At 74.1% G+C, this 25,656-nt stretch carries 25 protein-coding genes; 8 read left to right on the forward strand and 17 right to left on the reverse strand.

What is annotated here, in order from left to right:
• Window positions 1-80: 80 nt before the first annotated feature.
• From ACZ3ZE_RS22300 to ACZ3ZE_RS22315, 4 genes are all read right to left on the reverse strand, one after another.
• Window positions 81-896, reverse strand: a complete 816-nt coding sequence (locus ACZ3ZE_RS22300; RefSeq protein ID WP_467260318.1) for an ABC transporter permease — start codon at window positions 894-896, stop codon at window positions 81-83.
• A gap of 40 nt (window positions 897-936) precedes the next feature.
• A complete protein-coding gene (locus ACZ3ZE_RS22305) occupies window positions 937-1,836 on the reverse strand; it encodes an ABC transporter permease (protein ID WP_361172292.1) in 900 nt (299 codons plus the stop codon).
• A 9-nt stretch (window positions 1,837-1,845) separates the two neighbouring features.
• Entirely contained in the window at window positions 1,846-3,045 is a 1,200-nt protein-coding gene (locus ACZ3ZE_RS22310; RefSeq protein WP_361172295.1) for an ABC transporter substrate-binding protein, read from the reverse strand.
• 97 nt (window positions 3,046-3,142) lie between these two features.
• Window positions 3,143-4,237, reverse strand: a complete 1,095-nt coding sequence (locus ACZ3ZE_RS22315; RefSeq protein ID WP_361172298.1) for an ABC transporter ATP-binding protein — start codon at window positions 4,235-4,237, stop codon at window positions 3,143-3,145.
• A 125-nt stretch (window positions 4,238-4,362) separates the two neighbouring features.
• Between ACZ3ZE_RS22315 and ACZ3ZE_RS22320 the strand changes: the two genes are divergently transcribed.
• The gene (locus tag ACZ3ZE_RS22320) at window positions 4,363-5,205 is read left to right on the forward strand and encodes a FadR/GntR family transcriptional regulator (RefSeq protein ID WP_361172301.1); all 843 of its coding nucleotides are present in this window, start codon (window positions 4,363-4,365) and stop codon (window positions 5,203-5,205) included.
• Window positions 5,156-5,953, forward strand: a complete 798-nt coding sequence (locus ACZ3ZE_RS22325) for a cache domain-containing protein (RefSeq protein WP_467260320.1) — start codon at window positions 5,156-5,158, stop codon at window positions 5,951-5,953. The genes ACZ3ZE_RS22320 and ACZ3ZE_RS22325 overlap by 50 nt, the downstream gene beginning before the upstream one ends.
• Window positions 5,954-6,103: 150 nt before the next feature.
• Here the strand turns inward: ACZ3ZE_RS22325 and ACZ3ZE_RS22330 are convergent, their stop codons facing one another.
• On the reverse strand, window positions 6,104-7,702 hold the full coding sequence (locus ACZ3ZE_RS22330; protein WP_467260322.1) for an extracellular catalytic domain type 2 short-chain-length polyhydroxyalkanoate depolymerase: 1,599 nt from the start codon (window positions 7,700-7,702) through the stop codon (window positions 6,104-6,106).
• Window positions 7,703-7,877: 175 nt separating this feature from the next.
• Here ACZ3ZE_RS22330 and ACZ3ZE_RS22335 point away from each other — a divergent pair, with 175 nt between their 5' ends.
• Window positions 7,878-8,456, forward strand: coding sequence for a tetratricopeptide repeat protein (locus ACZ3ZE_RS22335; protein WP_442304471.1), 579 nt, complete (start codon window positions 7,878-7,880; stop codon window positions 8,454-8,456).
• A gap of 28 nt (window positions 8,457-8,484) precedes the next feature.
• Here ACZ3ZE_RS22335 and ACZ3ZE_RS22340 read toward each other — a convergent pair whose 3' ends face one another.
• The 3 genes from ACZ3ZE_RS22340 to ACZ3ZE_RS22350 all read right to left on the reverse strand — a co-directional run bounded on the left by ACZ3ZE_RS22340 (window position 8,485) and on the right by ACZ3ZE_RS22350 (window position 10,935).
• Window positions 8,485-9,246, reverse strand: a complete 762-nt coding sequence (locus tag ACZ3ZE_RS22340) for a class I SAM-dependent methyltransferase (RefSeq protein WP_467260716.1) — start codon at window positions 9,244-9,246, stop codon at window positions 8,485-8,487.
• A gap of 112 nt (window positions 9,247-9,358) precedes the next feature.
• Entirely contained in the window at window positions 9,359-9,691 is a 333-nt protein-coding gene (locus tag ACZ3ZE_RS22345; protein ID WP_361172314.1) for a cupin domain-containing protein, read from the reverse strand.
• 83 nt (window positions 9,692-9,774) lie between these two features.
• Window positions 9,775-10,935, reverse strand: coding sequence for an MFS transporter (locus tag ACZ3ZE_RS22350; protein WP_361627839.1), 1,161 nt, complete (start codon window positions 10,933-10,935; stop codon window positions 9,775-9,777).
• A gap of 182 nt (window positions 10,936-11,117) precedes the next feature.
• Here ACZ3ZE_RS22350 and ACZ3ZE_RS22355 point away from each other — a divergent pair, with 182 nt between their 5' ends.
• Complete coding sequence (locus ACZ3ZE_RS22355) at window positions 11,118-12,032, forward strand: LysR family transcriptional regulator (protein WP_467260324.1); 915 nt, start codon at window positions 11,118-11,120, stop codon at window positions 12,030-12,032.
• A gap of 45 nt (window positions 12,033-12,077) precedes the next feature.
• On the opposite strand, the gene ACZ3ZE_RS22360 is transcribed toward ACZ3ZE_RS22355, so the two are convergent.
• The 8 genes from ACZ3ZE_RS22360 to ACZ3ZE_RS22395 form a co-directional block, all read right to left on the reverse strand.
• Window positions 12,078-13,241, reverse strand: a complete 1,164-nt coding sequence (locus ACZ3ZE_RS22360) for an oxygenase MpaB family protein (protein WP_467260326.1) — start codon at window positions 13,239-13,241, stop codon at window positions 12,078-12,080.
• A gap of 52 nt (window positions 13,242-13,293) precedes the next feature.
• Complete coding sequence (locus ACZ3ZE_RS22365; protein ID WP_363290697.1) at window positions 13,294-14,364, reverse strand: polyprenyl synthetase family protein; 1,071 nt, start codon at window positions 14,362-14,364, stop codon at window positions 13,294-13,296.
• Window positions 14,357-14,635: a polyprenyl synthetase gene (locus ACZ3ZE_RS22370; protein ID WP_361172329.1), complete on the reverse strand. Its 279-nt coding sequence runs from the start codon at window positions 14,633-14,635 to the stop codon at window positions 14,357-14,359. The genes ACZ3ZE_RS22365 and ACZ3ZE_RS22370 overlap by 8 nt, the downstream gene beginning before the upstream one ends.
• Window positions 14,636-14,745: 110 nt before the next feature.
• Window positions 14,746-16,080, reverse strand: coding sequence for an amidohydrolase (locus ACZ3ZE_RS22375; RefSeq protein ID WP_467260329.1), 1,335 nt, complete (start codon window positions 16,078-16,080; stop codon window positions 14,746-14,748).
• A gap of 120 nt (window positions 16,081-16,200) precedes the next feature.
• On the reverse strand, window positions 16,201-17,853 hold the full coding sequence (locus ACZ3ZE_RS22380) for an acyl-CoA dehydrogenase family protein (protein ID WP_467260330.1): 1,653 nt from the start codon (window positions 17,851-17,853) through the stop codon (window positions 16,201-16,203).
• Window positions 17,837-18,526 carry a TetR/AcrR family transcriptional regulator gene (locus ACZ3ZE_RS22385; protein WP_361627821.1) on the reverse strand — a complete coding sequence of 230 codons (690 nt, stop codon included), beginning with the start codon at window positions 18,524-18,526 and terminating at the stop codon, window positions 17,837-17,839. The genes ACZ3ZE_RS22380 and ACZ3ZE_RS22385 overlap by 17 nt, the downstream gene beginning before the upstream one ends.
• A 54-nt stretch (window positions 18,527-18,580) precedes the next feature.
• Window positions 18,581-18,847 carry a hypothetical protein gene (locus ACZ3ZE_RS22390; RefSeq protein ID WP_361627818.1) on the reverse strand — a complete coding sequence of 89 codons (267 nt, stop codon included), beginning with the start codon at window positions 18,845-18,847 and terminating at the stop codon, window positions 18,581-18,583.
• A gap of 149 nt (window positions 18,848-18,996) precedes the next feature.
• Window positions 18,997-19,581, reverse strand: a complete 585-nt coding sequence (locus ACZ3ZE_RS22395; RefSeq protein WP_361172344.1) for a TMEM165/GDT1 family protein — start codon at window positions 19,579-19,581, stop codon at window positions 18,997-18,999.
• A 378-nt stretch (window positions 19,582-19,959) separates the two neighbouring features.
• Between ACZ3ZE_RS22395 and ACZ3ZE_RS22400 the strand changes: the two genes are divergently transcribed.
• From ACZ3ZE_RS22400 to ACZ3ZE_RS22415, 4 genes are all read left to right on the forward strand, one after another.
• Entirely contained in the window at window positions 19,960-20,595 is a 636-nt protein-coding gene (locus ACZ3ZE_RS22400) for a TetR/AcrR family transcriptional regulator (RefSeq protein ID WP_467260332.1), read from the forward strand.
• Window positions 20,592-21,968 carry an MFS transporter gene (locus tag ACZ3ZE_RS22405; RefSeq protein ID WP_467260334.1) on the forward strand — a complete coding sequence of 459 codons (1,377 nt, stop codon included), beginning with the start codon at window positions 20,592-20,594 and terminating at the stop codon, window positions 21,966-21,968. Before ACZ3ZE_RS22400 ends, ACZ3ZE_RS22405 begins: the two co-directional genes overlap by 4 nt.
• A 39-nt stretch (window positions 21,969-22,007) precedes the next feature.
• On the forward strand, window positions 22,008-23,144 hold the full coding sequence (locus ACZ3ZE_RS22410) for a PP2C family protein-serine/threonine phosphatase (RefSeq protein WP_467260337.1): 1,137 nt from the start codon (window positions 22,008-22,010) through the stop codon (window positions 23,142-23,144).
• A 199-nt stretch (window positions 23,145-23,343) separates the two neighbouring features.
• The gene (locus ACZ3ZE_RS22415; RefSeq protein WP_361172356.1) at window positions 23,344-25,251 is read left to right on the forward strand and encodes an alpha/beta fold hydrolase; all 1,908 of its coding nucleotides are present in this window, start codon (window positions 23,344-23,346) and stop codon (window positions 25,249-25,251) included.
• Window positions 25,252-25,331: 80 nt separating this feature from the next.
• Here the strand turns inward: ACZ3ZE_RS22415 and ACZ3ZE_RS22420 are convergent, their stop codons facing one another.
• Window positions 25,332-25,550 (reverse strand): heavy-metal-associated domain-containing protein, encoded by a 219-nt coding sequence (locus tag ACZ3ZE_RS22420; protein WP_361172359.1) that lies wholly within the window; start codon window positions 25,548-25,550, stop codon window positions 25,332-25,334.
• Window positions 25,551-25,656: the final 106 nt, after the last annotated feature.

Genomic DNA, 25,656 nt, shown 5'->3' on the forward strand with positions numbered 1-25,656 from the left:
CTCAGCCCAGAGCGCGGGCCGCACCGGCGCGGGCCGCACCCGGCACGGAACGGCCCGCCGCCCGGCGGCGCACCGGACTCTCAGACCCGCCCGCCGCCCGCCGTGTCCGAGGACAGCCGCTGCGCCGCGTAGATCGGGATCACCGACAGCAGCACCAGCAGCGCCGCCACCACGTTCACCACAGGGGCCTGCTGAGGCCGTGTCATGTTGTCGAAGATCCACAGCGGCAGGGTCCGCACCCCGGGGCCCGCCGTGAAGGTGGTCACCACGACCTCGTCGAAGGAGAGCGCGAAGGCCAGCAGCCCGCCGGCCAGCAGCGCCGAGCGCAGCAGCGGGAAGGTGATGTCCCAGAAGGTGCGGAAGGTGTGCGCGCCCAGGTCCATCGCCGCCTCCTCGTACGAGCCGGGCAGCCGGCGCAGCCGTGCCGTCACGTTGTTGAAGACGACCACGATGCAGAAGGTCGCGTGCCCCACGATCACCGTGAACAGCCCGAGGCCCACCCCGAGCGGGGCCAGGACGGTCCCGAAGGCGGAGTTGAGCGCGATGCCCGTGACGATGCCGGGCAGCGCGATCGGCAGCACCACCGCGAAGGAGACCGCCTCCCGCCCGAAGAAGCGGTGCCGCTGCACGGCGAAGGCGATGAGCGTGCCGAGCACCAGCGCGACCGCGGTCGCCGCGACGCCCGCCCGCACCGAGGTCCACAGGGCCTCGCGGGCCCCCTCGTTGTCCCAGGCCGCCGCCCACCAGTCCAGGGTGAGCCCGGGCAGCGGCCAGCTCGCCGAGCGGTCCGGGTTGAGCGAGCCGAGGAGCACGAGCAGCAGCGGCAGGTAGATCACCGCGAAGCCGAGCCCGGCCGCGGTGCGCAGCGCGATCCGCGCGGGACGGGAGAGGTTCATCGGGGGCGGTCCTTCCGCAGGTTCGGGTTCCGCGGCCCGGTCACAGGCTGCGCAGCGCCCCGGTGCGCCGCACCGCGAGCAGGTAGAGCACGATGACGGCCACCGGCACGGTGCCGAGCGCGGCGGCCATCGGCAGGTTGAGGGTGACGTTGGAGTAGACGAGGTTGCCGAGCAGCTGGGTCTTGCCGCCGACGATCTGCACGCTGATGTAGTCGCCGAGGCTCAGCGAGAAGGTGAACACCGACCCCGCCGCGACCGCCGGCCACACCATCGGCAGCACCACGGAGAAGAAGGTCCGCCCGGCCCGCGCCCCGAGGTCGGCCGAGGCGTGCAGCAGGTTGTCCGGGAGCTGTTCCAGGGCCGTGTGCACCGGAAGGATCATGTACGGCAGCCAGAGGTAGGTGAGCACCATGACCGTGGCGGTCAGTCCGTACCCCGGGCCGCTGAGGCCCAGCGGGCGCAGCGCCCAGTCGAGCGGCCCGCCCTCGGAGAGGATGAGCCGCCACGCGTACACCTTCACCAGGTAGCTGGCCCACAGCGGGGTGAGGATCGCGACCACCAGCAGCGGGCGGCGGCGCGGGCTCGCCACCCGGGCCGTGTAGAACGCGATCGGGAAGGCGATCAGCGCGCACAGTGCGGTCACGGCCAGGGCGACGCCGACCGTGCGCAGGGCGACCGTCCGGTACACCGGCGAGGACAGCAGCTCCTGGAAGTTCTGCGCCGACCAGACGCGTACCACCTCGGAGGTGAACGAGTCGGTGGTCCAGAACGCGGAGAGGAACAGCGCGGCCAGCGAGCCGAGATAGGCGAGCACCAGCCACAGCAGGGGCGCGGTGAGCAGCGCGGCGAGCCGGACCCTGGGCCTGCGGTGCAGGGCCCCGGCGAGCCGCCGGACCGGACCGGCGGCTCGCGTGGTGGACAGCGGGGAAAGGCTGGTCATGGGACGGCGTCAGCCCTTGATCTCGTTCCAGGCCTGCACCCACTTGACGTACGGCACGCACGTCGCGTCCGTACGTCCGTCGAGGCACTGCTCGATCGGCGTGGTCCAGAAGTGCACCTTGTCCCAGTAGGCCTCGTCGCTCGCGTGGAAGGTGGCGCAGTGCCCCTTGTCCGCGGTCTGCGCGCAGGACTCGGCATTGGCGGGCGCCTCGCCGAAGTACTCGGCGACCTGGGCGTTGGCCTTCGGCGAGACGATCCAGTCGAGCCACTTGTAGGCGCAGGACGGGTGCTTGGCCTTGGCGGACACCATCCAGGTGTCCGACCAGCCGGTGGAGCCCTCCTTGGGCAGCACGGCCTCCACCTTGGCGCCCTCGGCCTTGGCCAGGTTGGCGATCACCTGCCAGCTGGTGCCGACGACGGAGTCGCCGCTCTTGAAGGCCGAGACCTCCTTCAGGTAGTCGCTCCAGTACTCGCCGACGTGCTTGTTCTGCGCCTTCAGGAGCTCGACGGAGGCGTCGAACTGCTTCTGGTCGAGCGCGTACGGGTTCTTGATGCCGAGCTCCGGCCTGGTCGCCTTCAGGTAGAGCGCGGCGTCGGCCAGGTAGATGGGGGAGTCGTAGGCGGTCACCTTGCCGCTGTGCGCGGACGCCTTGTCGAAGACGGCCGACCAGGAGTCGGGCGCGGGGGTGACCTTCTCCTTGTCGTACATCAGGAGGTTGGCGCCGCGGCCGTGCGGGATGCCGTAGGCGACGCCCTTGACGGAGTTCCACTCCTTGTTCTTGAGCCCGGCGAAGACGTGCGCGTAGTTCGGCACGAGGGCGGTGTTGACGGGGGCCGCGTCGCCGGAGGCGATCAGGCGCAGCGAGGCGTCGCCGGAGGCGGAGACGGCGTCGTACTCGCCGGTCTTCATCAGCGCGACCATCTCGTCGGAGGTGGCGGCGGTCTTCGCGTTGACCTGGCAGCCGGTCTGCTTCTCGAACGGGGTCACCCAGTCGACCTTGGGGTCGTTGGAGCCGTCCTCGACGTATCCGGCCCAGGCGACCAGGTTGACCTGTCCCTCGGGCGCGCCGAGCGACGTGGGTGCCTTGAGGGCGGGCGGGTGGAGACCGCCGGACTTCCCGGCACCGGCCTGGCCGGCCGAGCCGCAGGCGGTGAGGAGGAGCAGTCCGGAGACGGCGGTGGCCGTCAGGAGCGAGCGGTGCAGGCGCACGGGGTTCTCCGTTGCGTGAGAGTGCGGGAGGTGCGGGGGAGTGCGGGGGAGTGTGAGACGTACGGGGGTGCCCCGGGGGCTTCGGAGGCCGCCCGGGCTAGGCCCGGGGCCCGGCCGTCGGGGTCTCCGTCCGCGCCGGCTCCGGCGACGGGGCCGGTACGGGCGCGGGGACGCTCACGGCGTGCCGCGGGTGCCAGTGGAGTCCCACCCGGGCGCCCCGGAAGGCGGCGAGGTCGACGGAGGAGGTCTCCAGGTTCTGCTGGACGGCGGTGAGCCGGCCGCCCGCGTCGAGGTCGACCAGGAAGCGGGTGGCGTCGCCCAGGTAGACCACCTCGGCGACCGTGCCGGCGGCGCTGGTGTGGCCGGCGTCGGCGGGCGCGGCCGGGTCCTTGACGACGCGGATCTTCTCCGGCCGGATGCTGTAGGTGCCGGAGGCGCCGAGCACGGCCCGCGCGGTCGCGCCGCTGAGCAGGTTGGAGGTGCCGACGAAGCCGGCGACGAAGGGGCTGGCGGGGCGTTCGTAGATCTCGGCGGGGGAGCCGACCTGTTCGATCCGGCCCTGGTGGAAGACGGCGATCCGGTCGCTCATCGTCAGGGCCTCCTCCTGGTCGTGGGTGACGAACACGAAGGTGATGCCGACCTGTCGCTGGATCGCCTTGAGCTCGACCTGCATCTGCTCGCGCAGCTTGAGGTCGAGGGCGCCCAGCGGTTCGTCGAGGAGCAGGACGCGGGGGCGCCCGACGAGGGCCCGGGCCAGGGCGACCCGCTGGCGCTGGCCGCCGGAGAGCTCGCCGGGCCGGCGCCCGCCCAGGCCTTCGAGGCGGACCTGGGCGAGCGCGGCGCGGGCCCGGACCAGGCGTTCGGCCTTGGCGACCTTGCGCACCTTCAGGCCGTAGGCCACGTTCTGTTCGACCGTCATGTGCGGGAAGAGCGCGTAGTCCTGGAAGACGGTGTGGACGTCGCGCTCGAACGGGGCGAGCCGGGTGACGTCCCGGCCGGCCAGCTCCACGGTGCCCGCGCTCGGGGTCTCGAACCCGGCGATCATCCGCAGCACGGTCGTCTTGCCGGAGCCGGAGGGGCCGAGCATCGAGAAGAACTCCCCGTCGGCGATCTCCAGGTCCACCCCCGCCACTGCCTCGGTGCGGCCGTAGCTCTTGCGCAGTCCTGAGAGCCGGATCGCCATTCCCTCCATGGGCGGGAACCTTTCTGGTGCGGTGGAGCGTTGTGACGAGCGTGAGCGTAAACATATGAAGTCATAGTTCAAATCTCAAGACCCCCTTAAGGTAAAGGCTGAGTCAACGCGCGAGGTGGTACACCGTGAGGCCAGACGGCAGACAGGGCGCGGGCGCGCCGGGGAGCGCCCGCAGGACCGTGTTCACCCCCGTCGACACCCGTGCGCGGGTCGACACCGTGGTGCGCAGGCTCGGCGACGCCATAGAGCTCGGACTCCTCGCCGACGGGGAGCAGCTCCCCGGCGAGACCGAACTCGCCGGCCAGCTGGGCGTCTCCACCGTGACCCTGCGCGAGGCCCTCATGGCCCTGCGCCAGCAGGGACTCGTCACCACCCGCCGCGGCCGGGGCGGCGGCAGTTTCGTCACCCTCCCCGAAGGACCGCCCGAGGAGCGGCTGCGCGCCCGCCTCGCCGACTGGTCCACCGAGGAGCTGCGCGACCTCGGCGACCACTGGGCCGCCGTCTCCGGAGCCGCCGCCCTCCTCGCCGCCCGGCGCACCCAGCCCGGCGACCTGCGCCCGCTCACCCGGACCGTCGACGAGCTGACCGCCACCGGGGACCCCGCGGCCCGCAGCCGCCTCTACGGACGCTTCCACGTCGAGCTGGCCGCCGCCGCCCAGTCGGCCCGCCTCACCCGCGAGGAGATCGCGCTCCAGACCGAGTTGGGCGCCCTGCTCGTCCTCGTCCTCGACGACACCGCGTATCTCGAATGCGTGGCGGATCGTCACCGCTCCGTGATCTCCGCCGTGCAGGATGAGGCCGACGAGCGGGCAAGAATGCTGGCCGAGCGGTGCGTGCGCGAGTCCGTGGGCCGGCTGATCGCCCTGCGGCTCGCTCCCCCCACCCGCGCACCCGAGCCCCGTCCCGAGGAGGACACCGATGGCCAGGAGCACCGGGCTCGCCCACCCCGTGGGGGCCGCCGCCCCTGACCCGGCCCGCGCGCTCGGGCCCGACGCCGTCGCGCGGCGCGTCCGCGACACCCTTGAGGACGTCTTCGCCGCCGTCGCCGCCACCCGCGCCGACACCGCGTCCCTGCTCACCGCGGCCGGCGGCACCGGCCGGGCCCCCGCCTCCGCCGACCTGGCCGCCCTCCGGCCCGGACTGCACGGCCGGCTCGCGGCCCAGAACCTCGTCTCGGGCGCCGGGTTCGTCGCCGCGCCCGGCCTCCTCGCCGACGTGCCGGCCTGGCTGGAGTGGTGGCAGCGCGGGCCCGACGGCACCGTCCGCCCGCTCCTGCTCGACCTCGACCCGGCGCACTCCGCGTACTCCGACTACACCCACTGGGACTGGTACGCGCTGCCCCGCGAGACCGGACAGCGCGCGGTCGCCGGGCCGTACGTCGACTACCTCTGCTCCGACGAGTACAGCCTCACGCTCTCCGCGCCCGTCCACGTCGGCGGACGCTTCGTCGGGGTGGCCGCCGCCGACGTCTACCTGCGCCACTTCGAGGCGGCCGTCCTGCCCGTGCTCCAGGAACTGCCCGTCCCGGCGCGCCTGGTGAACGCCCGCGGCCGGGTCGCCGCCTCCACCGACCCCGCCCACCTCGCCGGCTCCCTCACCAAGGGCCCCGACTTCGCCGCCGTCCTCGCCGCCCCGCCGGCCGTCCACCGCCACGGCGCCCTGCACCTGACACCCTGCGCGGGCACCCCGCTGGTCCTGGTGACACCGGAACGGTGAAGGGCCGTCGCGGGGACCACGGACTGGCCCGCGACCCTCGCGGGACCAGGGGCTGGCCCCTGCCCTCGCGGACCAGGGACCGGCCCGCGGCTCTCGCGGGGACCACGGATCGGCCCCCGGCCCTCACCGGACCAGGGACCGGCCCCAGGGCTACCGGTACTCGACCGTCAGCGTCACCGGCGCCGCCTGGTTGACGAAGAGGTACGCCGTCGCCGCCTGGACCGCGGCGAAACCGAGCCGCACCTGCGTCGTCCCGCTGCGGTCCAGGGCGGCGAGCGCCGCGGGCGACAGGTCCGTCGAGACCCCGCTCCCCGACGAGATCGCGCCGAACTCCGCGGCCCCGGCGACCGTCGCCGGCGCCGCCCAGTCGGCGGCCTCCACCGCGCAGCCGCCGAAGCAGCCCGTACGGACGTCCGCGAGGAGCCGGTTGCCCGCGGGCGAGGCCCAGGGGTCTCCGGAGCCGCTCGACCGGGCAACCGTCAGATACGCGCGGGTGATCTCCTTGCCCGCCGGGACCGCCGACGTGTCGAAGGAGAGCAGCGTGCGGTTCACCTTGCCGTCGGTGCCCCGGCCGAGCGCGAAGCCCAGGGAGTCCTCCAGGGTGCCGACCGCCGCCCCCGTGTCGTCGGCCACCGCCTTCACGTACCCGTCCTGCGCGTCCACGCTCGGCAGCGTGACCGAGCCGCCGCCCGAGGGCGGCGTCGTCGTGCCGCGCAGCGCCCGCACCATCCCCATCACGGCCTCGATCTGCTTCCCGCCGTGCCGCGCGTACGCGGAGTCCCCGAGGTAACCCCACCAGTTCCAGCAGGCGTTGGGGTTCTCCAGGGAACCGGTCGCCGCCGCCTGCGGATACAGCACGATCATGTCGTTGGTGTCCGCGTACTCGTTCAGATAGGCCCCCTCGAGGAACCGGCTCCCGAAGCCCTGGTGGCCGTACGCCTGCTTGCAGCCGTGCAGCGCCACCATCAGCGTGCAGACGGCCCCGTCCGCGCAGGACTTCGGCACGTAGGCGAAGCCGTCGTCCCCCATCGACAGGGCGGCGGCCGAACCACCGGGGGCGTACGCGTTCTGGTCGAAGCGGATGAGGGTGCCCGCGGGGGCGGCGGCAGGCGCGGCGACCGTGCCGAGGAGCTGCCCGAGCAGTTCCCGCTCGGCGTCGGTCCCGCAGTCGTTGATCCACGGACTCTGCGTCACCGCACAGGAGTTGGGGCCGAGCGGGCTGATCCACGCGTGCCCGGCCGCGGTGGCGCGGTTGTAGCGCACCCGGGCCCCGAAGCGCCCGTAGAAGTCGGCGAGCGCGGTCGCGACCGGCTGCTTCACCGTGGTGTCGCCTGTCCCGCTGAACACGTACACCGGATCACCCGACAGGTTCGCCACCGGGTCGACGAGTCCCTGCGCCGACCAGTCGCGGGTGGTCTGCTCCAGCGCGGCGAGCTGGAGGTCCTGCGTGGTGTTCATACAGGCGTTGAGCGCCGTGGACAGCGTGTTCCGGGCGCAGCCGTACGGGCCCGAGGCGAAGACCGCCGACCCGGAGATCTCACCCGAGTACGCGACGTGCAACTGGGTCGCCATGAACCCGCCGGCGGACACCCCGGCGGTGAAGACGGAGCCGATGGCGTACGGCGTGAGGGCACCCGGCACCGGCGCGGGCGCCGCGGCCTCGGCGGACGGCGCGGGCCCGGCGAGGAGCAGGGCGGTGACGGCGGACAGCAGAAGTGCCGCGAGGCGGCGTGGACGTGAGGGGCGCATGGGGGCTCCTGTGCGGCTCGACAGGTGGGGACAGGGCCGGAGGCTAGAGGTGTCCGGAACCCATCCCCTATGGGCCGGGCAGCCACAAAAAGCGGGGCGGAGTATGGCGTTCCATGACCTGGCAGCCGGGACGGCCCCCGTCGGCGCCACCGCCCCGGGCTGCGAGGATGCCCCCATGAGCACCGAGAAAGACGCGCCTCTGGGCAACAAGGAAGACGCCCCCCGGAGCACCCACGGAGACGCCCCCCTGAGCACCCAGGGACGAGACACCCTGCTCGCCGAGGCGATCGGCCTGCGTGAGCGCGGCAGCCGCGAGGAGGCCCGTGACCGGCTCGTCGCCCTCTCCGCGCGCCACCCGGCCGACCCCGAGATCGCCTACCAGACCGCCTGGGCCCACGACGTACTCGGCCTGGAGGCCGAAGCCGTGCCGTACTACGAGAAGGCACTCGCCGCGGGTACGGAGGGACTCGGCGCCGAGGAACGCAGGGGAGTGTTCCTGGGCCTCGGCAGCACCTACCGCATCCTCGGGCGCCACGAGGAGGCCGTCGCCACCCTGCGACGGGGCACGGAGGAGTACCCGGAGGACGGCTCCCTGCGCGCCTTCCTCGCCATGGCCCTGTACAACACGGGCCGCCACCACGACTCCACCCGGCTCCTGCTCCGTCTCCTCGCGGAGACCAGCACCGACCCGTTCGTCCGTGAGTACCGCGAGGCCATCGAGCACTACGCGGAGGACCTCGACCGGATGGAGTGAGCGGGCGAAGGGCGGGCAGCTGCCCCTTTCAGGCGGCGCTGAGGAAGACGTACGCCGTCATGGTGGCGGTGACCGGCCCCCGGCCCAGGCGCGCGGTCGTCTCCTCGACGACGGTGGCGTGCTCGTCCGGTCCGCCGCCCCGCTCCTCGACGGCCTCGCGCACCGGTGACCCGGTGAGGAAGCCGAGGGCGACGTCGGCCGCCGACGCGGCCCGGCCTTCGAGCGTCAGCTTCTCCTCCGCCTCCAGGGCGAACCCGGCCGCCGCCAGGTCGTCGGCCACGACGGCGGGGTCCGCGTAGCCGTGCGGGACGGTCGGGAGGAACAGGGGCGGGTCGACGGGAAAGGCGCGTGCGAGCCCGGCCTGCACCGCGTCGTCGAAGCCGTGCGAGGCGATCGGGCCCCAGGTGTTGAACAGGAACCTGCCGCCCGGGGCCAGCACACGGCGGGCCTCGCCGAAGGCCGCGACCCGGTCGGGGAAGAACATCACGCCGAACTGGCAGACCACGAGGTCGAACCCGCCGTCCGGGAACGGCAGCCGCCGCGCGTCGGCCTGCCGCCACACCGCGCCCGGGACCCGGGCCGCCCCGAAGGCGACCATGGCCTCGTTGAGGTCGGTGGCCGTCACCTCGGCCGACGGCACCGACGCGAGAAGGCCGGCGGTCAGCGCGCCCGTCCCCGCCGCCAGTTCCAGGACGGTCCGGGGGCGGAGCGCCGCCGCCCGGGCGGCCAGGTCCTCGGCGAAGGGGCGGAAGAGCACCGGAACGAGGTACTGCTCGTAGGCCTCCGGCATGGACGCGGACCAGCGCCGGTCGGCATCGATTCCTGTCACCCTCGGGCCGCTGACGCCGAGCCGGCGCACGTCCGGTGCGCCGCGCCGCCGGCCCGCCCCGGACGGACACCCACTAGTCGTTCACCGCGGTCAGGAGCACGACCGCGTCCTCCAGGGCCGTCAGACCGTGCCGTTCCTTCGGGATCATCTGGAGCCCGCCCGTCGCCAGTTCCTCCGAGCGGCCCGAGGCCGTCAGTTCCACCCGGCCGCGCAGGACCTGGAGGCTCGCCGCGGGCGGGGCGTTGTGCTCGTCGAGGGAAGTGCCCGCGATCATGGCGATCACGCTCTGGCGGAGCACCCCGTCGTGCACCACCAGATGGGCGCTGCGCCCGTGGGGCGCGCCGCGGGCCTTGGTCAGGTGTTCGTCGGCGAGGGCGCCCAGGTCGAGGGGGGCGGGTTGCTGCATCGTGTCTCCCTGTGAGGGACGCGGACCGGTACCTCCAGCCTTCCCTGTGGCGGGCGTGGCGCAAGTCGGGGGCCGGGGCGCGGTCAGGCGGGGGCGGACGCCCGCCGCCACGAGGCCGCCAGCGCGCCCAGCGCCGTGAACGCCGTCGCCCCGAGGACCGTCGCCCGCCAGCCGTACGCCCCGTACAGCCAGGCCGCCATCAGCGAGCCGAGCGCGCCGCCGCCGAACGTGGCCAGCATGAAGACCGTGTTGACCCGGGCCGCCACCTCCCGCCCCAGGCCGAGCACCCGGGCCTGGTTCGCCACCTGGCAGGCGCTCGTACCCAGGACGACGCAGCCCGCGCCCGCCACCAGCGCCACGGGCGCGTACGGCGCCAGGCCCGCGACCGTCAGCCCGAGCCCCACGCAGCCGAGGGCCCAGCGGCCGACGCGGCCCGTGCCGAAGCGGTCGGTGAGCGGGCCCGCGTACGCCGAGGCCAGCGCGGCCGGCACGGTCAGCAGCCCGAACAGGCCCGCCGCCCCCGGCCCGTACCCCAGTGGCGGGGCCGCGAGATGGAAGACGAGCGCGGCCCAGAAGACGCTGTACGCCGCGAACACGCACGCCCCGACGAGCGCCGAGACCCGCAGCGCCCGGTGGACGCCGAGCAGCCGGGGCAGCCCGGCGAGCATCCGGCCGTACGGCATCCGGCGCGCGCCCGGGGCGCCGAGCCGCTCCGGCAGGGCCCGCGGCAGCACGCACAGCAGGCCCGCCGTGGCCACGGCGGCCACCAGGTAGGCCGTGCGCCAGCTGCCGCTCGCGTCGGACACCGCGCCCGAGACGGTACGGGACAGGGTGGAGCCGAGCGTGAGGCCGAGGCCGATCAGACCGACCACCCGGCCGCGCCGCTCGGCACCCGCGAGGACGGCCGCCACGGGCGTGAGGATCTGCGGCAGCACCGTCGTCGTCGACAGGGCGAGGGTCGCGAGGAGGAGCGTGAGGATGTTCGGGGCGGCGGCCGCCACCAGCAGGGCGCCGCTGGTCAGGGCGAGCAGCGTGCCCGTCAGGCGGCGCAGCCGCGCGGTGTCGGCGAGGGGCACCAGCAGCAGGATGCCCAGCGCGTACCCGGCCTGCGCCGCGGTGGCGAGGAGGCCCGCCGTGCGGTCGGACACGTCGAGGCCGCGGGCCACGGCGGCGAGCAGGGGCTGCGGGAAGTAGATGTTCGCGACGGTCACGGCCCCGGCGACGGCGAGCACGAGGACGTTCAAGCGAGCGGGGGCGGGAGCGGGTGCGGGAGCGGGTGCGGTTGCGCCGGCGGCAGGGGCTGCGGGTGTGCGGGGGCGGGAAGGGAGGAGGGTCACGTCCCTCAGGGTCCCGTCGGGCCCGCCGTGCATCAAGGTGCAACAATGCAACCGGCGTTGAGCGAGGCTAAACAATCGGAGGTGGTCCCGTGCTCGAACGGCACGAACTGGAGGCGTTCCTGACCCTCGGCGACGAGCTCCACTTCGGGCGCACCGCCGAACTCCTCGGCGTCTCCACCGGCCGGATCAGCCAGACGATCAAGAAGCTGGAGCGCCGCGTCGGCACCCCGCTCTTCGTCCGCACCAGCCGCAGCGTCCGCCTCACCCCCGTCGGCGCCCGCCTCCACGAGGAACTCCGCCCCGCCCACCGCCGGATCCTCGCCGCCCTCGAACAGGCCACGGCCGCCGGGCGCGGCATGCTCGGCACCCTGCGCGTCGGCTTCGCCTCCCCCTGGGGCGGGGCCCTGCTCACCGCCGCCGCTGACGCCTTCCTCGCCCGCCACCCCGGCTGCGAGATCACCCTCCGCGAGATCCCCCTCGACGCCGGCACCCGCCCGGTCGAGGACGGCGAACTCGACCTCCAGTACGCCACCTTCCCGGTCGCCGTCCCCGGCCTCACCACCGGCCCGGTCCTGATCCGGGAGGACCGGGTGCTCCTCGTCCCGGCCGGCCACGCGCTGGCCCGCCGTCCCTCCGTGGGCCTGGAGGACCTCGCGGGGCAGACCCTGGTGACCAGCGGCGCCGGCCACCCCCGGGCCTGGCGCGAGGCCCACTACCCGACCCGTACCCCCTCCGGCGCGCCCGTCGGGCACGGCCCCTCGGCCGCCACCTGGGAGGAGCTGCTGTCCCTGGTCGCCGCGGGCCGTGGTGTCTCCCCGGGAGCGGCCCGCGGCGCCCGCTACCACCCCCGCCCCGGCATCGCCTACGTGCCCTTCCACGACGCCCCGCCCCTGGAGTACGGCCTCGTCTGGCCGACGGCCGCGGAGTCCGCCCTGGTCCGGGCCTTCGTCGAGACGGCGGTGGGTGTCCCGGCCGGGAGCGATACGGCGCCGGGGCCGCGGTGAGCCGGTGCGGCGCGCCGAGCACCGGCTGACGCTCGCCGCGCAGCGCTACGGGCCGAGCACGGCCGCGGGCGGGGTCCAGCGCCGGGAGCGGGGGACGGAGGACGAGACCCCGAAGTCGGCCTTGAGGTGTTCGGGGATGGCGTAGTGCATGACGCGTCCGCGGGTGAGCGAGGACAGTTCGAAGACCGTGGTGAGATGCCCGATCCGGTCGAGGGCCCAGGCGCTGAGCGGGGAACGGTCCTCGATGGTCTCCAGGACGCCCAGGAGGTGCGGCACGGCCTTGACCACGGTGTCCCACGGGGTGCGGGGGACGTCGAGCCAGTCGGCGGAGGTCTCGCCGACGAGGAACCGGATGAGGGCGGAGACGATCGGGTCGAAGAAGGTGCCGGGCACGACCTCCTCGTACAGGTCGATGAGCTGCCGGGTCAGCACCGCGCCCTCCTCGGACGGGCCCATGTACCGGATCATGTACCGGTCGAGGAACTCGCGGGCCTCGGTGAGGTTCTGCGGGACGGCCTCCTGGTCGACCCCGAGGATGGCGCCGACCACCTTCCACGCGTAGTAGTAGGCCTCCGCCCCTTCCGTGGACATGTGGACACCGAGCCGGTGCAGGCTGTCGAGGACGAGGATCGAGAAGAACATCTGCCCGCCGATCATGTCCTCCTGACAGATCGGCACCCCCAGCGCGACGGTGTCCCAGCGGTCCTCGCGGATGAGGTGGTGGCGGATCGAGGCGTGCAGCAGCCGCACCTTCTGGGCGGCCGGGATGAAACGGCCGCCGGCCTCGAACGCGTCGGGCCGCATCAGGTGCACCGTGAACTGACCGGTCTCCGCCATCCGCTTGGACGGGTACTTCAGACCGTGGGTCGTCGACAGCAGCTTCGCCACGTGCGGGACGAGATAGCAGGCGGGCATCGAGGCGAAGGACAGCGCCGTGGTGATGTGCACGTCGTTGTCGATGAAGAACAGCCGCGCCTTCTCCATCTCCTCCCAGTCCACCCAGGCCGGAGCCGCGCTCGTGACGTGGAGGTACTCGCGCGCCACGTCGGGCAGCCCGTCCGGCAGGGGAGCGCCGGCGACGGAGACGTACCGCATCAGGGTGTTGAACGTGCCCACCTCGCCGCGTTCGAAGAGCGTGGCGACGGTGGCGTCGGCGAGTTCGTCTCCGGCCCGGCGCAGGGCGTCGTGCGACGCGTCGGTGGAAGGCATACGGGGGCTCCTTCGGGCTCTGGGAGGTGAGGGGGGAGGGCGGGTACGGCGGTCAGGACGGGCGGATCGCGGCCGAGTGGGCGAGCGCGGTCAGGGCGGCGGCGCTCGCCGGGGGCACGTCGAGGCCGTCGAGCGCGCCCAGCGCCTCCTCGACCCGCGCGGCGATCATCTCCTCGACGCGGTCGGGCGCCTTCAGCCGGAGCATCAGCGCACGGACCTCGTCCAGGACACCGTGCTCCGCCCCCGGGTCCCCGCCCGGACCGTCCCGCCCCAGGAGGGCGCGCAGCCGGTCGCGCTCGCCCGGCCCGGCGAGCCGCCAGGTCTCCGCGAGGAGCGCCGTGGGGCGGTGGCCGCGCAGGTCGTCGCCGTTGGACTTGCCGGTGCGCTCGGGGTCGCCGAACAGCCCGAGCAGGTCGTCCCGCAGCTGGAACGCCTCGCCCAGCGGCAGCCCGTACGCCGCGTACCCCTCGCCCAGGCGGCGCCCTGCCCCGGCCAGGGCGCCGCCGATCAGCAGGGGCTGCTCCACGGTGTACTTCGCCGTCTTGTAGCGGATGACTTTCAGCGAGGCCTCCGTGTCCGGGACGGCGCCCGTGTGCAGGATCTCCAGGCACTCGCCCGCGACCAGCTCCCGCGCGAGCAGCGCCCACAGCGGGCGGGCCCGGCCGAGATAGGCGGCGGGCAGGCCGCTGGTCACGAACAACTGCCCGGCCAGCGACATCAGCAGATCGCCGAGGAGCATCGCGAGCGAGCGGGCGGCGCCATCGGCCCCCGGATGGTGCGGGACGGCGGCGCGCAGCGCCAAGTGCGCGGTGGGCCGGCCGTGCCGCAGCGGGCTGTCGTCGACGAGGTCGTCGTGCACGACGGCCGCCGCGTGGACCAGCTCCAAGGCGGCCGCCGCCCGCACGAGGGCCTCGCTGTCCGGCTGCCCGGCGCCGCGCCAGCCCCAGTAGCAGAACGCCGCCCGCAGCCGCTTGCCCGCCGCGACCGCCGTCTCCAGCTCGACCGCCACCGGCGCCAGGGCGGGATCGATCCCCGCCAGCAGGTCGGCCTCCTGGGCGACGAACCGGTGCAGCGCCTGGTCGACCCGGGCCTTGAACCCGGCCGGGTCCCACGCCTCAGACATCGTCGGCGTCCCGGCGGGCCACCACGTGCCGGGCGAGCACCTCCAGATGGGGCGGCGGCGCGGCGGCGTACCGGTCGAGGGCGAGGCGCCCGCGCGCCATCAGGTCCCGCTCGGCCTCCGAGGCCAGCTCCGCCGTGTCGGAGCGGCGCAGCAGCCCCCGGACCGTGCCGAGCGCCGATCCCAGTGTGCCGATCGCCAGATCGGCGAGTCCCGCCACGAGCAACAGGGCCTGGTCGTCCAGGCCTTCGCGGTGCCCCGTGTCCCGCGCCATGTCGTCCTCCCACCCTCGGATCCGTCCGCCTCAGCGTGGCGTGGCGCGGGGGTGGGAGAACGCCGGAACTCACGAACGAGTGAGGCGCTTTCCGGTCGCGGTCGGAGGCGTCATCCGGCCGTCAGCGCACCGGCGAGGTGGGCGTACGCCACCTGCGCGTGCAGTCGGACCCCGGTCACCAGGGTGGAGTCGTCGGCGTAGAAACGCGGGTTGTGGTTGGTGACGAGGCCACGGCCGCCCGGCGAGGGGACCGGGCGCCCGGCGGCGTCGAGAGTCGCGTCCTGGACGCCGAGCATCACGTACAGGCCGCCGAAGCGGTTCACGAACTCGGACACGTCGTCGTAGCCCAGCGTCGCTCCGGTCTCCACGACCCGCTCCGCGCCGACGACGCGCCGCAGCGTCGGCAGGCCGGCGGCCACCCACGCGGCGGTGTTGTGCACCGGCGGCACCGCCTGGAGGTAGTCCACGGCCGCCGTGGCACCGTACGCCGCCGCCGTGTGCTCGGCGAGCGTCGTCAGGCGCCGCTGGACCTCCGCCATGTCCGACTCCACCGCGCAGCGGACCGTGCCCCACAGGGTGACGGTCTGGCCGATGATGTTGAAGCGGCCGGCGTCCTCGACGTGCCCGATGGTCACGGTGACCGGGTCGAAGGCGGAGACCTGGCGGTAGATCTGCCCGATCCCCGTCATGATGCCGCCGGCCGCCGGCATCGGGTCGACACCCTGCCACGGCGTCGAGCCGTGCACCTGCTCCCCGGTCACGACGATCCGCACGAGCGTGGACGCCGCGTACTGGTTGCCGACGCGGTAGCCCACGTACCCCTTGGGATACGGGGTGACATGCATCCCGAAGACCATCGTCGGCACCGGATCGGTGAACGCGCCCGCCGCCAGCATCGCCCGGGCCCCGCCCTCCTCGGTGACCGGCGGGCCCTCCTCGGCCGGCTGGAACACGAACAGCACGGTCCCGGGAAGCCGTTCGCGCACCCCGGCGAGGACGGTCGCCGCGCCCATCAGCATCGCGGTGTGGCAGTCGTGCCCACAGGCGTGCGAGACCGGGAACGGGCCGCCGGGATAGTCCGCGTCGACGGTCTCGGAGGCGAAGTCGGTGCCGCACAGGTCCTCGACGGGCAAGGCGTCGATGTCGGCCCGCAGCGCCATCGTGCGCGGGCCCGGCAGTCCGCCCCGCAGCACCCCCACCACCCCGTGCCCGGCGATGCCGGTGCGGACCTCGTCCAGACCGAGCGAGCGCAGATGGTCGGCGACGAGACGGGCGGTCCCGACCTCGCGGTTGGGCAGCTCCGGATGCCGGTGCAGATGGCGGCGCCAGGCGATCACCTGGGGCGCCGTCTCCTCCGCGCTCCGGTCCAGCTCCTCGTGGATCGCGTCGATCCCGTCGATGCCGTGGATCCCTTCGATCCCGTCGCGGTGCGGTTCCGTGCTCAAAGGGGCCTCCGTCGCGCCATGGGGGAGGGGCAGGGACAATGCGCCCATCAGACTGCCACGCGAGGGGCCCGGTGCGCCGTGCTCCGGGCCCGCCCGCGTGGCGCCGGTCTCGGGATCCGGTCAGGCCGACGGGAAGCCCGGGGCGCCCCGCTCGATGATCGCCGCCGCGTCCAGGCCCTGCGGGAGGGTGCCGAAGGCGATGCCCCAGTCGCCGTCCAGGCGGGAGGCGCAGAAGGCGTCGGCGACGGCCGGGTGCCCGTGCCGGACGAGGAGCGAGCCCTGGAGGACGAGGGCGAGGTGCTCGACGATCCGGCGGGCGCGGTACTGGAGGGCGTCCAGGTCGCCGAGGCCCGCCAGGTCCTTGCGGAGGCGGGCCGTCGCCGCGTCCAGGCGCCGGTCGGTGCCCGCCGCGCGGTCGACCTCCCCGAAGAAGGCCTCCACTGCCTCGGGCTGACGGGCCATCGCGCGCAGCACGTCCAGCGCGGCCACGTTGCCCGAGCCCTCCCAGATGGAAGGGAGCGGAGACTCCCGGTAGAGGCGGGGAAGTCCCGAGTCCTCGACGTATCCGTTGCCGCCCAGGCACTCCAGGGCCTCGGCCGCGTGGGCGGGGGCGCGCTTGCACACCCAGTACTTCGTGACCGCGAGACCAAGGCGGCGCAGCTGTTCCTCCGCGGCGTCCCCGGCCGTCGCCCGGTCCACCGCGCCCGCGAGGCGCATCGCGGCGATCGTCGCGGCCTCGGCCTCGACCGCCAGGTCCGCGAGCACGTTGGTCATCAGCGGCTGGTCGACGAGCCGGGCGCCGAACGCGCTGCGGTGCGTCGCGTGGTGCACGGCCTGGACGAGCCCCTGCCGCATCCCGGAGGCCGAACTGACGGCGCAGTCGAGCCGGGTCATGTTCACCATCCGGATGATGGTGGCGACCCCGCGGCCCTCCTCGCCGACCAGGTGCCCGAGCGCACCCTCGTACTCGATCTCGCTGGAGGCGTTGGAGCGGTTGCCCAGCTTGTCCTTGAGCCGCTGGAAGCGGATCGCGTTGCGCGAGCCGTCCGGCAGCACTCTCGGCACCAGGAAGCAGGACAGCCCGCCGGGCGCCTGCGCCAGGGTCAGGAAGACGTCCGACATCGGCGCGGACGTGAACCACTTGTGCCCGGTCAGCGCGTACATCCCGGCTTCGCCCGTCGGCACCGCCCGGGTGGTGTTGGCGCGGACGTCCGAACCGCCCTGCTTCTCGGTCATCGACATCCCGGCGATGATCCCGCGCTTCTTCGTCGGGACCCGCAGCCCGAAGTCGTACGAGGAGGAGGTCAGCAGCGGCTCGTAGACCGCGGCGAGCTCCGGCTCGGCCCGCAGCGCCGGCACCGCGGCGTACGTCATCGAGATCGGACACAGGTGCCCCGGGTCGGCCTGCCCCCACACGAACACCTTCGCGGCGCGCGCCACGTGCGCGCCCGGCCGGCCGTCGGCCCAGGGCGCGCCGTGCAGGCCGTGCTGCACGGCCACGTTCATCAGCTCGTGCCAGTACGGGTGGAACTCGACCTCGTCGATCCGGTGCCCGTACCGGTCGTGGGTGTGCAGCACCGGCGAGTGCCGCTCGGCGAGCCGCCCCCACTCCTGCGCCTGCTGCCCGCCCGCCATCACGCCCAGCTCCCGGACGTCCGTCTCCGCCCACTGCGCGCCCTCGCGCCGCAGCGCCTCCAGGAGCGCGGGGTCGGCCGAGACGTCGTAACCGGTCAGCGGCGGAACTTGGTTGGTGACCTCATGCGTGGTGGGCATCGGGAACTCCCAGAGCTCGGAGGGTGAAGGTGACCAGGGCGGGTACGGTGCCGGGCCCCACGGACTCCCCGCCCGCCTCCCCGGCTGTCTCTCTGGCTATTTCCCGGGCTGTCTCTCCGGCGGACGGGCCGGTCGTCGGGCCGGTCAGGGGGCCGATGAGGGCCTCGGCGCCCGCGCCCACGAGCGCGGAGGCGGTCAGCCGGGGGTCCTGGGGCGGGAGCTCGCCGCTCTCGACGCCGGTGGTGATCACCGCGGCGAAGACGTCGCGGAACGCGCGCCGGAAGACGAGGCGCTCGGCGTCGACCGCCGGGTCGACCGGCTCGGCGAGCAGCGCGTAGGCGAGCCGGGGCGCCTTCAGGGCCCGGGTCGCGAAGGTCTCTATGACGGCCACCACGCGGTCGGCGGAGCCCCGGTGCGCGCCCAGGGCCGCGGCCTCGGAGACGGCGGCGACCTCGCGCCCGACGACGGTGCGGAACAGCTCGACGGAGAGCTCGGCCTTGCTGGGGAAGTGGCGGTACACGCTGCCGGTGGCGATCCCCGCCCGCGCGGCGACGGCGGCCATGGTGCAGCCGGCGTAGCCGTGCTCGGCGAGCAGCCCGAGGCCCGCCTCGACGACGCCGGCGCGCTGTGCGTCGAGACGGGCCTGGACCGCCGGTGTGCGTCGGTAGGGCATGGAAGGAGTGAAGCAGTGATTCAGTTCTTCAGCAAGGACCCGCTCACGGCTGCGTCAGATCGCGCAGCGCGAAGTCCTCGAAGCCGCGTGCAGCGTCCCGGCGGACCCGTCGAGCGCGTTGAGGGCGGCGACCGGCTTGCGTTCCTCGTGCTGGGCGAGGGTGGGGGCGCGCAGTTCGCGCGGGCGCTCCCCGCCGGAGGCGAGATGGCCGGCCACGTCCGCGCGCAGGCGGGCCAGCTCCTCGCGGAGGTAGAGGTGGGCGTCGACGAGTTGGTTGCCGAACGCCGTGAGACGGTCGGAGGGTTCGGGACGGAGGGACATGCCCGCGTCGTAGGCAGGCGGGCATGTCCTTCAGGGGCCGATCGAGTGCATCGGCTGCATCGGCCGCTTCGGCTTCATCGACCGTATCGGCAGGCGGAGCGGCTTCCGCGGCCTCGGCCGTTTCGGCAGCCCCAGCCGCATCGGCCGCCTCAGCCCGTGAAGACCTCCACCAGCGACCAGATCGCGAGCCCGGCCATGCACACGCCGCCGACCCGCTGCACGGTCTTGAGCGGGACGCGCTTCGCGATGAAGCGGCCCGCGACGAGCGCGAGCGCCGACACGCTCATCAGGGCGGCGGCGGAGCCGATCGCCGTCGACCAGGTGCCGTTGGTGGCGGCGAGGTTGGCCGTGGTGATCTGGGTCAGGTCGCCCCACTCGCTGATGAAGACGGCCATGAAGGCGGTCGAGTAGACGGGCCAGAAACCGGTCACGGTCTTGCCGCCGGAGTCGCTCTCGTCCTCGTCGTCCCCGCCGCGCAGCAGCATGAAGGCGCCGAAGCCGAACATCAGAGCCGAGACGAGTTTGACGCTCCAGCCGGGCAGGAGCCCGAGCAGGCTGCCGGCGCCCACGGCGATGGCCACATGGACGATGAACGCGGTCGAGGTGCCGAACCACACGTACAGCGGACGCATGCGCGTGCCCATGGCGAGCGACGCGAACATCGTCTTGTCCGGAAGCTCGGCGAGGAAGATCAGCCCGAAGGCGGTGATGATCGCCAAGGGGTCGAGGTGCATACCGGGAGCTCTCTGCTCGGACCGGGCCCGGGCCCGGAACGGCGCCTGGAGGGGCGACGGGAGGACCACTCGGCCCGGCATGACGAACCACGCCCACAGATGCGGACGTGGCGATGATGCCTGGCCGAAGGTCTCGCCCGTCCGCGCTTCCGCACGGACCCGGTCACCGGGAACCCGGGGGTTCCAGTGTGTCGACGACCGGTTTGCAGGGCTACTCCCCTTCGCTGTCCCTCAGTGTAACGGACGCAGTAACGGACGCCCCGGACGCCCCGGACGGGCTTCGCGGTGCCGCCCCCGCCCCCGTGGCTGCCCACGCAGGGTAGACACTGTCTACGAAACGGGTAGACAGTGTCTACGGAGATCGGCTAGACAAGGATCATGTCCGCAGAACCCACTCCGCCCCCGCCCTCCGCGCCCACGCCCCCCACCTCCACGCCCGAGCCCGAGACGGGGCTGCGCGACCGGCTCGTCCGGGCCGGTGTCGAGCTGGTCGACACCGAGGGCGTCCAGGCCCTGTCGCTGCGCGAGATCGCCCGCCGGGCCGGGGTCTCGCACGGCGCGCCCCGCCGCCACTTCCCGACCCACCTCGACCTGCTCTCGGCGATCGCCCGGGAGGGCTTCCGCGAGCTCGGCGCACGCGCGGCGCGCGCCGAGGCGCACGCGGGGGACGCCCGGGCCCGCATCGAGGCCCTCGCGCGCGCCTACCTCGACTTCGCCAGGACCCGCGGCGGGATGTACGAGCTGATGTTCCGCCACGACCTGCTGGAGAGCGGGCGGCTCGGGCTGCGCGACACGAGCCTCCCGCTCTTCGCCCGCTTCGGCGCCCTGGTCGCGGAGGCCCGCCCGGACGTGGACCCCGCCACCGCCGCGGGCGCGCTCTGGGCCAACCTGCACGGCATCGCCCAGCTCTGGCGCTGGGGCAGCCTGCGCCTCGCGACGGGCGCGGACGACGTGGAGCCGCTGCTCGCCGCCGCGCTCCGGGCGCACCTGGGCCCCGCGGAGGCGACCCGATGAGCACCGAAGCCGCCGCTGTCGCCGCCCGGCCCGTCGCGGCGGCCCGGCACCGGGCCCTCGCGCTCACGTGCAGTGTCGTCGGCGCCGCCGTCGTCGCTCTCGACGGGACCGTGCTGACCGTGGCCCAGCCGGTGCTCCAGCGTGACCTGGGCGCCGGGCTCGGGCAGGTGCAGTGGACCAGCACCGGCTACCTCGTGGCCGTCGCCGGTCTGCTGGTCTTCGCCGGACGGCTCGGCGACCGGTACGGGCACCGCCGGGTCTTCGCGGTCGGCTGCCTCGGCTTCGCCGCAGCCTCCGCCGGGATCGCCGCCGCCCCCGGGATCGGCACGGTGATCGCCCTGCGGGTCGCGCAGGGCGTCGCCGGCGCGCTGCTGCAGCCCGCCACGCTCGGCATGCTGCGCGCCGCCTACCCGCCCGAACGCCTGGGGATGCCGGTCGCCCTGCGCACCAGTGCCATCGGCCTCGCCGCCGCTGCCGGACCGCTCGTCGGCGGCGCGCTCGTCGGGGCGTACGGCTGGCGCGCGGTCTTCCTGATCGGCGTGGCCCCCACGGCGGCGCTCGCCCTCCTCTGCCTGGCCCTGCCCGAACGACGCCCCGCCCCGGGGACCTCGGACACCCGCGGCCTCGGCGGCCTCGACCTCCCCGGCGCCTGCCTGCTCGGCCTCGCCCTCGCCTGCCTCGTCCACGGCCTGGTCACCGGCACCCCCGTCGCCCTCGCCGTCGCCGTGCTCGCCGCCGTCCTCCTCATACGGCACGAACGGCGGGCCCCGCACCCCCTGCTGCCGCCCGCTCTGCTGCGGCCCGGGCCGGTCGCCGCCGGGCTCGGGGCGCTGCTCGCCGTGTCCGCCGCGCTCTCCGGCACCCTCTTCGCGGCCACGTACCTCTTCCAGGACGCCCTCGGGCTCACCCCCATGGAGACCGCCCTGCGGATGGCCCCGCTCGCCGTGGCCCTGGTGCTGGGGGCGCCGGTCAGCGCCGTGCTCCAGCGGCGCCTGGGCGCGCGGGCCACGGCCACGGGGGGAGCCCTCCTCACCGCGCTCGGCGTGCTGCTCCTCGGCCGCCCGGGGGTGACGGACTCGGGTCCGGTGACGGGCGCCTGCGCCGCGCTGATCGGGGCCGGGTTCGGCGCCGTGATGGTGACCGCGACCTCCGTCGTCGTGCACCGGGCGCCGCTCGGGCACGCCGGGGTCGCCGGCGGGCTCCAGCAGACCGCCATGAACACCGGGCCCGTCCTCGGGGTCACCCTGGCCTCCCTGCTGCCCGCCTCCGGCCACGCCCTGCCCGCGCTCGCCGCCGTCGCGGTCCTCGCCGCCCCGGCCGCGCTCGCCCTGCCGGGGCGGCGCGGGGACGCTGACACGCCACCGGCGCCGTAACGCCCGGGTCCGCCGCCGTCGCGTACGTACCATCAGGCAATGCCCACAGGTGGTCACCGTCTCCCCCCGGCCAAGGGGACGCGCACCGAGTTCACCATCGGCCTCGCGCTGCCCCTGCTGGCCCTCGCGCTCGTGGTGGTCGTCGACCTCGTCACCTCGCAGGGACAGCACTTCGACCGGCTCCTCGTCATCGGCCCCGCGCTCGCCGCCGTCACCTGGAACGTGCGCGGCACCGTCGCCATCGGCGTGCTCGCGATGGTGCTGCGGCTGGCCCTCGCCATGGCGCAGGGAGATCCCGCGCAGGACATCCTCGCCGCCGAGGCCGTCCTGGCCGCCGTCATCGCCGCCGCCGTCTGGGTCAGCCGGGTCCGCGCCCGCTACGAGCAGGACATGCGGGAGGTGCTGGCCGTCGCCGAGGTCGTCCAGCGGGTGCTGCTGCGCCCGCTGGCGCCCCGGCTCGGCCGCGTCGAACTGCACCTGCTGTACCTCGCCGCCGCCGCGAAGGCCCGGATCGGCGGCGACTTCTACGAGGCCGTACGCATCCCCGGCGCCGTCCGTGTCCTGCTCGGCGACGTCCAGGGCAAGGGCCTGGGCGCCGTGGAGAGCGCCTCCGTGCTGCTCGGCGCCTACCGCGCCGCCGTCACCGACGCGCCCGACCTCCCCGCGCTCGCCGACCGCCTCGAAGAGGGCCTGGAACGGTACGGCGCCTGGGACCCCGACGCCGACTCCGCCGAGCGCTTCGCCACCGTCCTCCTCCTCGAACTCCCCGACGGCGAGGACGTCGTACGCCTCCTGAGCTGCGGCCACCCGGCCCCGCTCCTCCAGCACGACGGGCGGGTACGCCCCGTCGTCCTCTCGGACCCGTCGCTGCCGGTCAACCTGGCCGGTCTGTTCGTCTCCCGGCACCGGGTGGAGGAGGTGCCGTTCGGCCCGGGGGACCGGCTGCTGCTGTTCACCGACGGCGTCAGCGAGACCCGGGACCGGGCGGGCGTCTTCTACCCGCTGGAGGAGCGGCTCGGCGGCTGGGCGGACCAGCCGGACGACCGGGTGCTGCCGCTGCTCCAGGAGGACCTCGCCCGCTACGCCGCGGACGGTCTCGACGACGACGTGGCCGCGCTGCTCGTCGTACGCCCGCCGGAACCGGCCGTAGAGCCCGCCGCCCCCGCCCGGAGCTGACGGGCGGGCTCCGTTTCAAACGTGCGAAACCGGGCGGCCGGTGTCGCCGGTGTCCCGGTCCGGTGTCTCACGCGCCCTTCACGCGCTCTCTGGTGGCTCCGTCGCCCATGGGTCAGGCTTGCTGACCGTGCGTCACCCGTCCGCCATGCGGACGGGCCGTACACGGAACCGCCGGACCAGACGAGAGGACCGGGTGCACGTGCCCGACGACACCACGCACACCACCTTCAGCTCCCTCATCACCGAGGCCGTCACGGAGGCCGACGTCGCCCACGTCGCCGCGCGCGGCCTGTGGGCGCCCGACGGGACGGCCGACCCCGACGCCGTCCGGCTCGGCCAGACGCTGGCCGCGGCCATGGAGCCCGAGGGGCGCACGGACCTGCTCACCGACGAACTCGCCGAGCTCGTCGGGCAGGTGCGGGGGATCGCCCTCCCACTCGTCACCACCATCGAGGCCCACGACGGCATCGGGCTCTCCGCCTTCACGCTCCGGCAGCTCACCCCCGGTCCGCACCCGCTGGTGGTCCTCCCGGCCGGCTGGTCGCCCTTCGGCTGGGCACCCTTCCTGTACGCGTACCTCACGCTCGCGCTGAAGGGCTACCACGTCATCGCGTACACGCCCCGCGGCCTCGGCCTCAAGGGCCTGCCGTCCACCTCCCAGGGCTTCATCGACGTGGCCGGACCGAACGACTGGGCGGACGGCTCCGCCGTCGTCGACTACGCCGTCGAGCGCTTCGGGCCCACCGCCATCGGCTTCCTCGGCGAGTCGTACGGCTCCGGCATCAGCCAGCTCGTCGCCGCCCACGACGAGCGGGTGGCGGCCGTCGTCGCCCTCAGCACCTGGGGCGACCTCGCCACCGCGCTCCACGACAACGGCGTCCGCCACCTCGCGGCCGTCAACGCCCTGCTCGGCCTGACCGGCGGCACGGTCGAGGAGAAGTTCGACGCGCGCAACCGCGCGATCCTCGCCGCATTCCTGAACGGGCAGGACATGGACCGCGTGGTCGCCTGGGGGAAGCTCCGCGCCCCGCGCTCGTACCTCGACCGGACCAACGACCACGGCACACCGACCTTCCTCTCCCACACCTGGCACGAGAGCCTCTTCCCGGCCAACCAGGTCGTGGAGTCCTTCGAGGCGCTCACCGTGCCCAAGCGGCTCAACATGTGGATCGGCGACCACGCCGCCCCCGAAGGCCCCGGCCTCCTCGCCCCGCCCGCCAGACCCGGCGACGTCAACCTCCCGATGCAGGAGGCGTACGCCTGGCTCGACCACCACCTCAAGGGCGAGCGCAACGGGGTGGAGGACTGGCCCGCCGTCAGCAACCAGGTGATGTTCACCTACCGCACGGTCCGGCTGCGCGACCCGGAGACCGGCCGGCCGACGGCCGAGCACCAGATCGTGGAACCGGCGCTGCGGGAGAGCCGCGCGAGCTGGAGCGACGTCACCACCGGCACCGAACCGCTCGTCCTGACCGGCGGTGGTGGCGGTGCGGGCGGCGCGGACGGCGGGCTCGTCCCGGAGCGGGACGCGGACGGCGGGGGGACGGCCTGGCAGCGGTCCTTCATCGCCGGCGTCGACACCGCGGCCACCGCGATGGACAGGATCATGGAGACCGGCCGGAAGGAATGGGCCGGCAGCCCGAAGATCTACGACACCCGGAAGATCGACCGCACCCATGCGCTGGTCTGGACGTCGGATCCGCTGACCAGCGCCGGCGGGGCCGGGAGTGCCCGCGGCGCCGGGAGTGTCAGCGGGGCCGGGAGTGTCGGCGGGGCGGTGGCCCGGCGGATCCGCGGCATTCCCGTCCTGCGGCTGACCGTGCGCTCCACGACCCACGCGGTGAGTCTCTTCGCCCACCTCTTCGACGTGGCTCAGGACGAGACGGCCCGGATCATCACGCACGAGCCGCTGAACGTCGAAGGTCTGGGGCCGGGCGAGGCGCGCGAGGTGGAGTGGCGCCTGCAGGCCGCCGCGTACGACCTGGCGGAGGGGCACCGGCTGATGCTGGTGATCGACAGCAAGGACCCGCTGTACGGGGACGTGTCGGAGGTCTGGACGCAGACCGTCGTCGTCGCGCCGGCGCGGCTGGAGCTGCCGCTGGGCTGAACGCGGAGGAGGGGCCGGGCGCGATGCCCGGCCCCTCCCTCGTCCGTCCTCGTCCGTCCTTGTCCGTGCTCCCCGTGGGTTCAGGCGCGGCCGTGGAAGTCGTAGCCGGCGTCGTCGATGGTCTCGGAGATCAGCGCGTCGTCCGGCTCGGCGCTGGTGTTGACGGTGACCAGGCCGGTGGAGATCTCCACGCTCACGGTGTCGACGCTGTCCAGGCCGCGCAGGGCCTCGGAGACGATCGCCTTGCAGTGACCGCTGTTGACACCGGAAACCTTGTACGTGGTGGAGAAAGCGGACATGGGAGCCTCCTGAGCGTGTGCGCGTGATACCCCAAGGGGGTATTTCGTTGATCCATTTGTACCCCCGGGGGGTATCCCGCGCAAGGAGAGGTTCCGGCCGACGGGG

Source organism: Streptomyces sp. NPDC023157 (assembly GCF_055560575.1).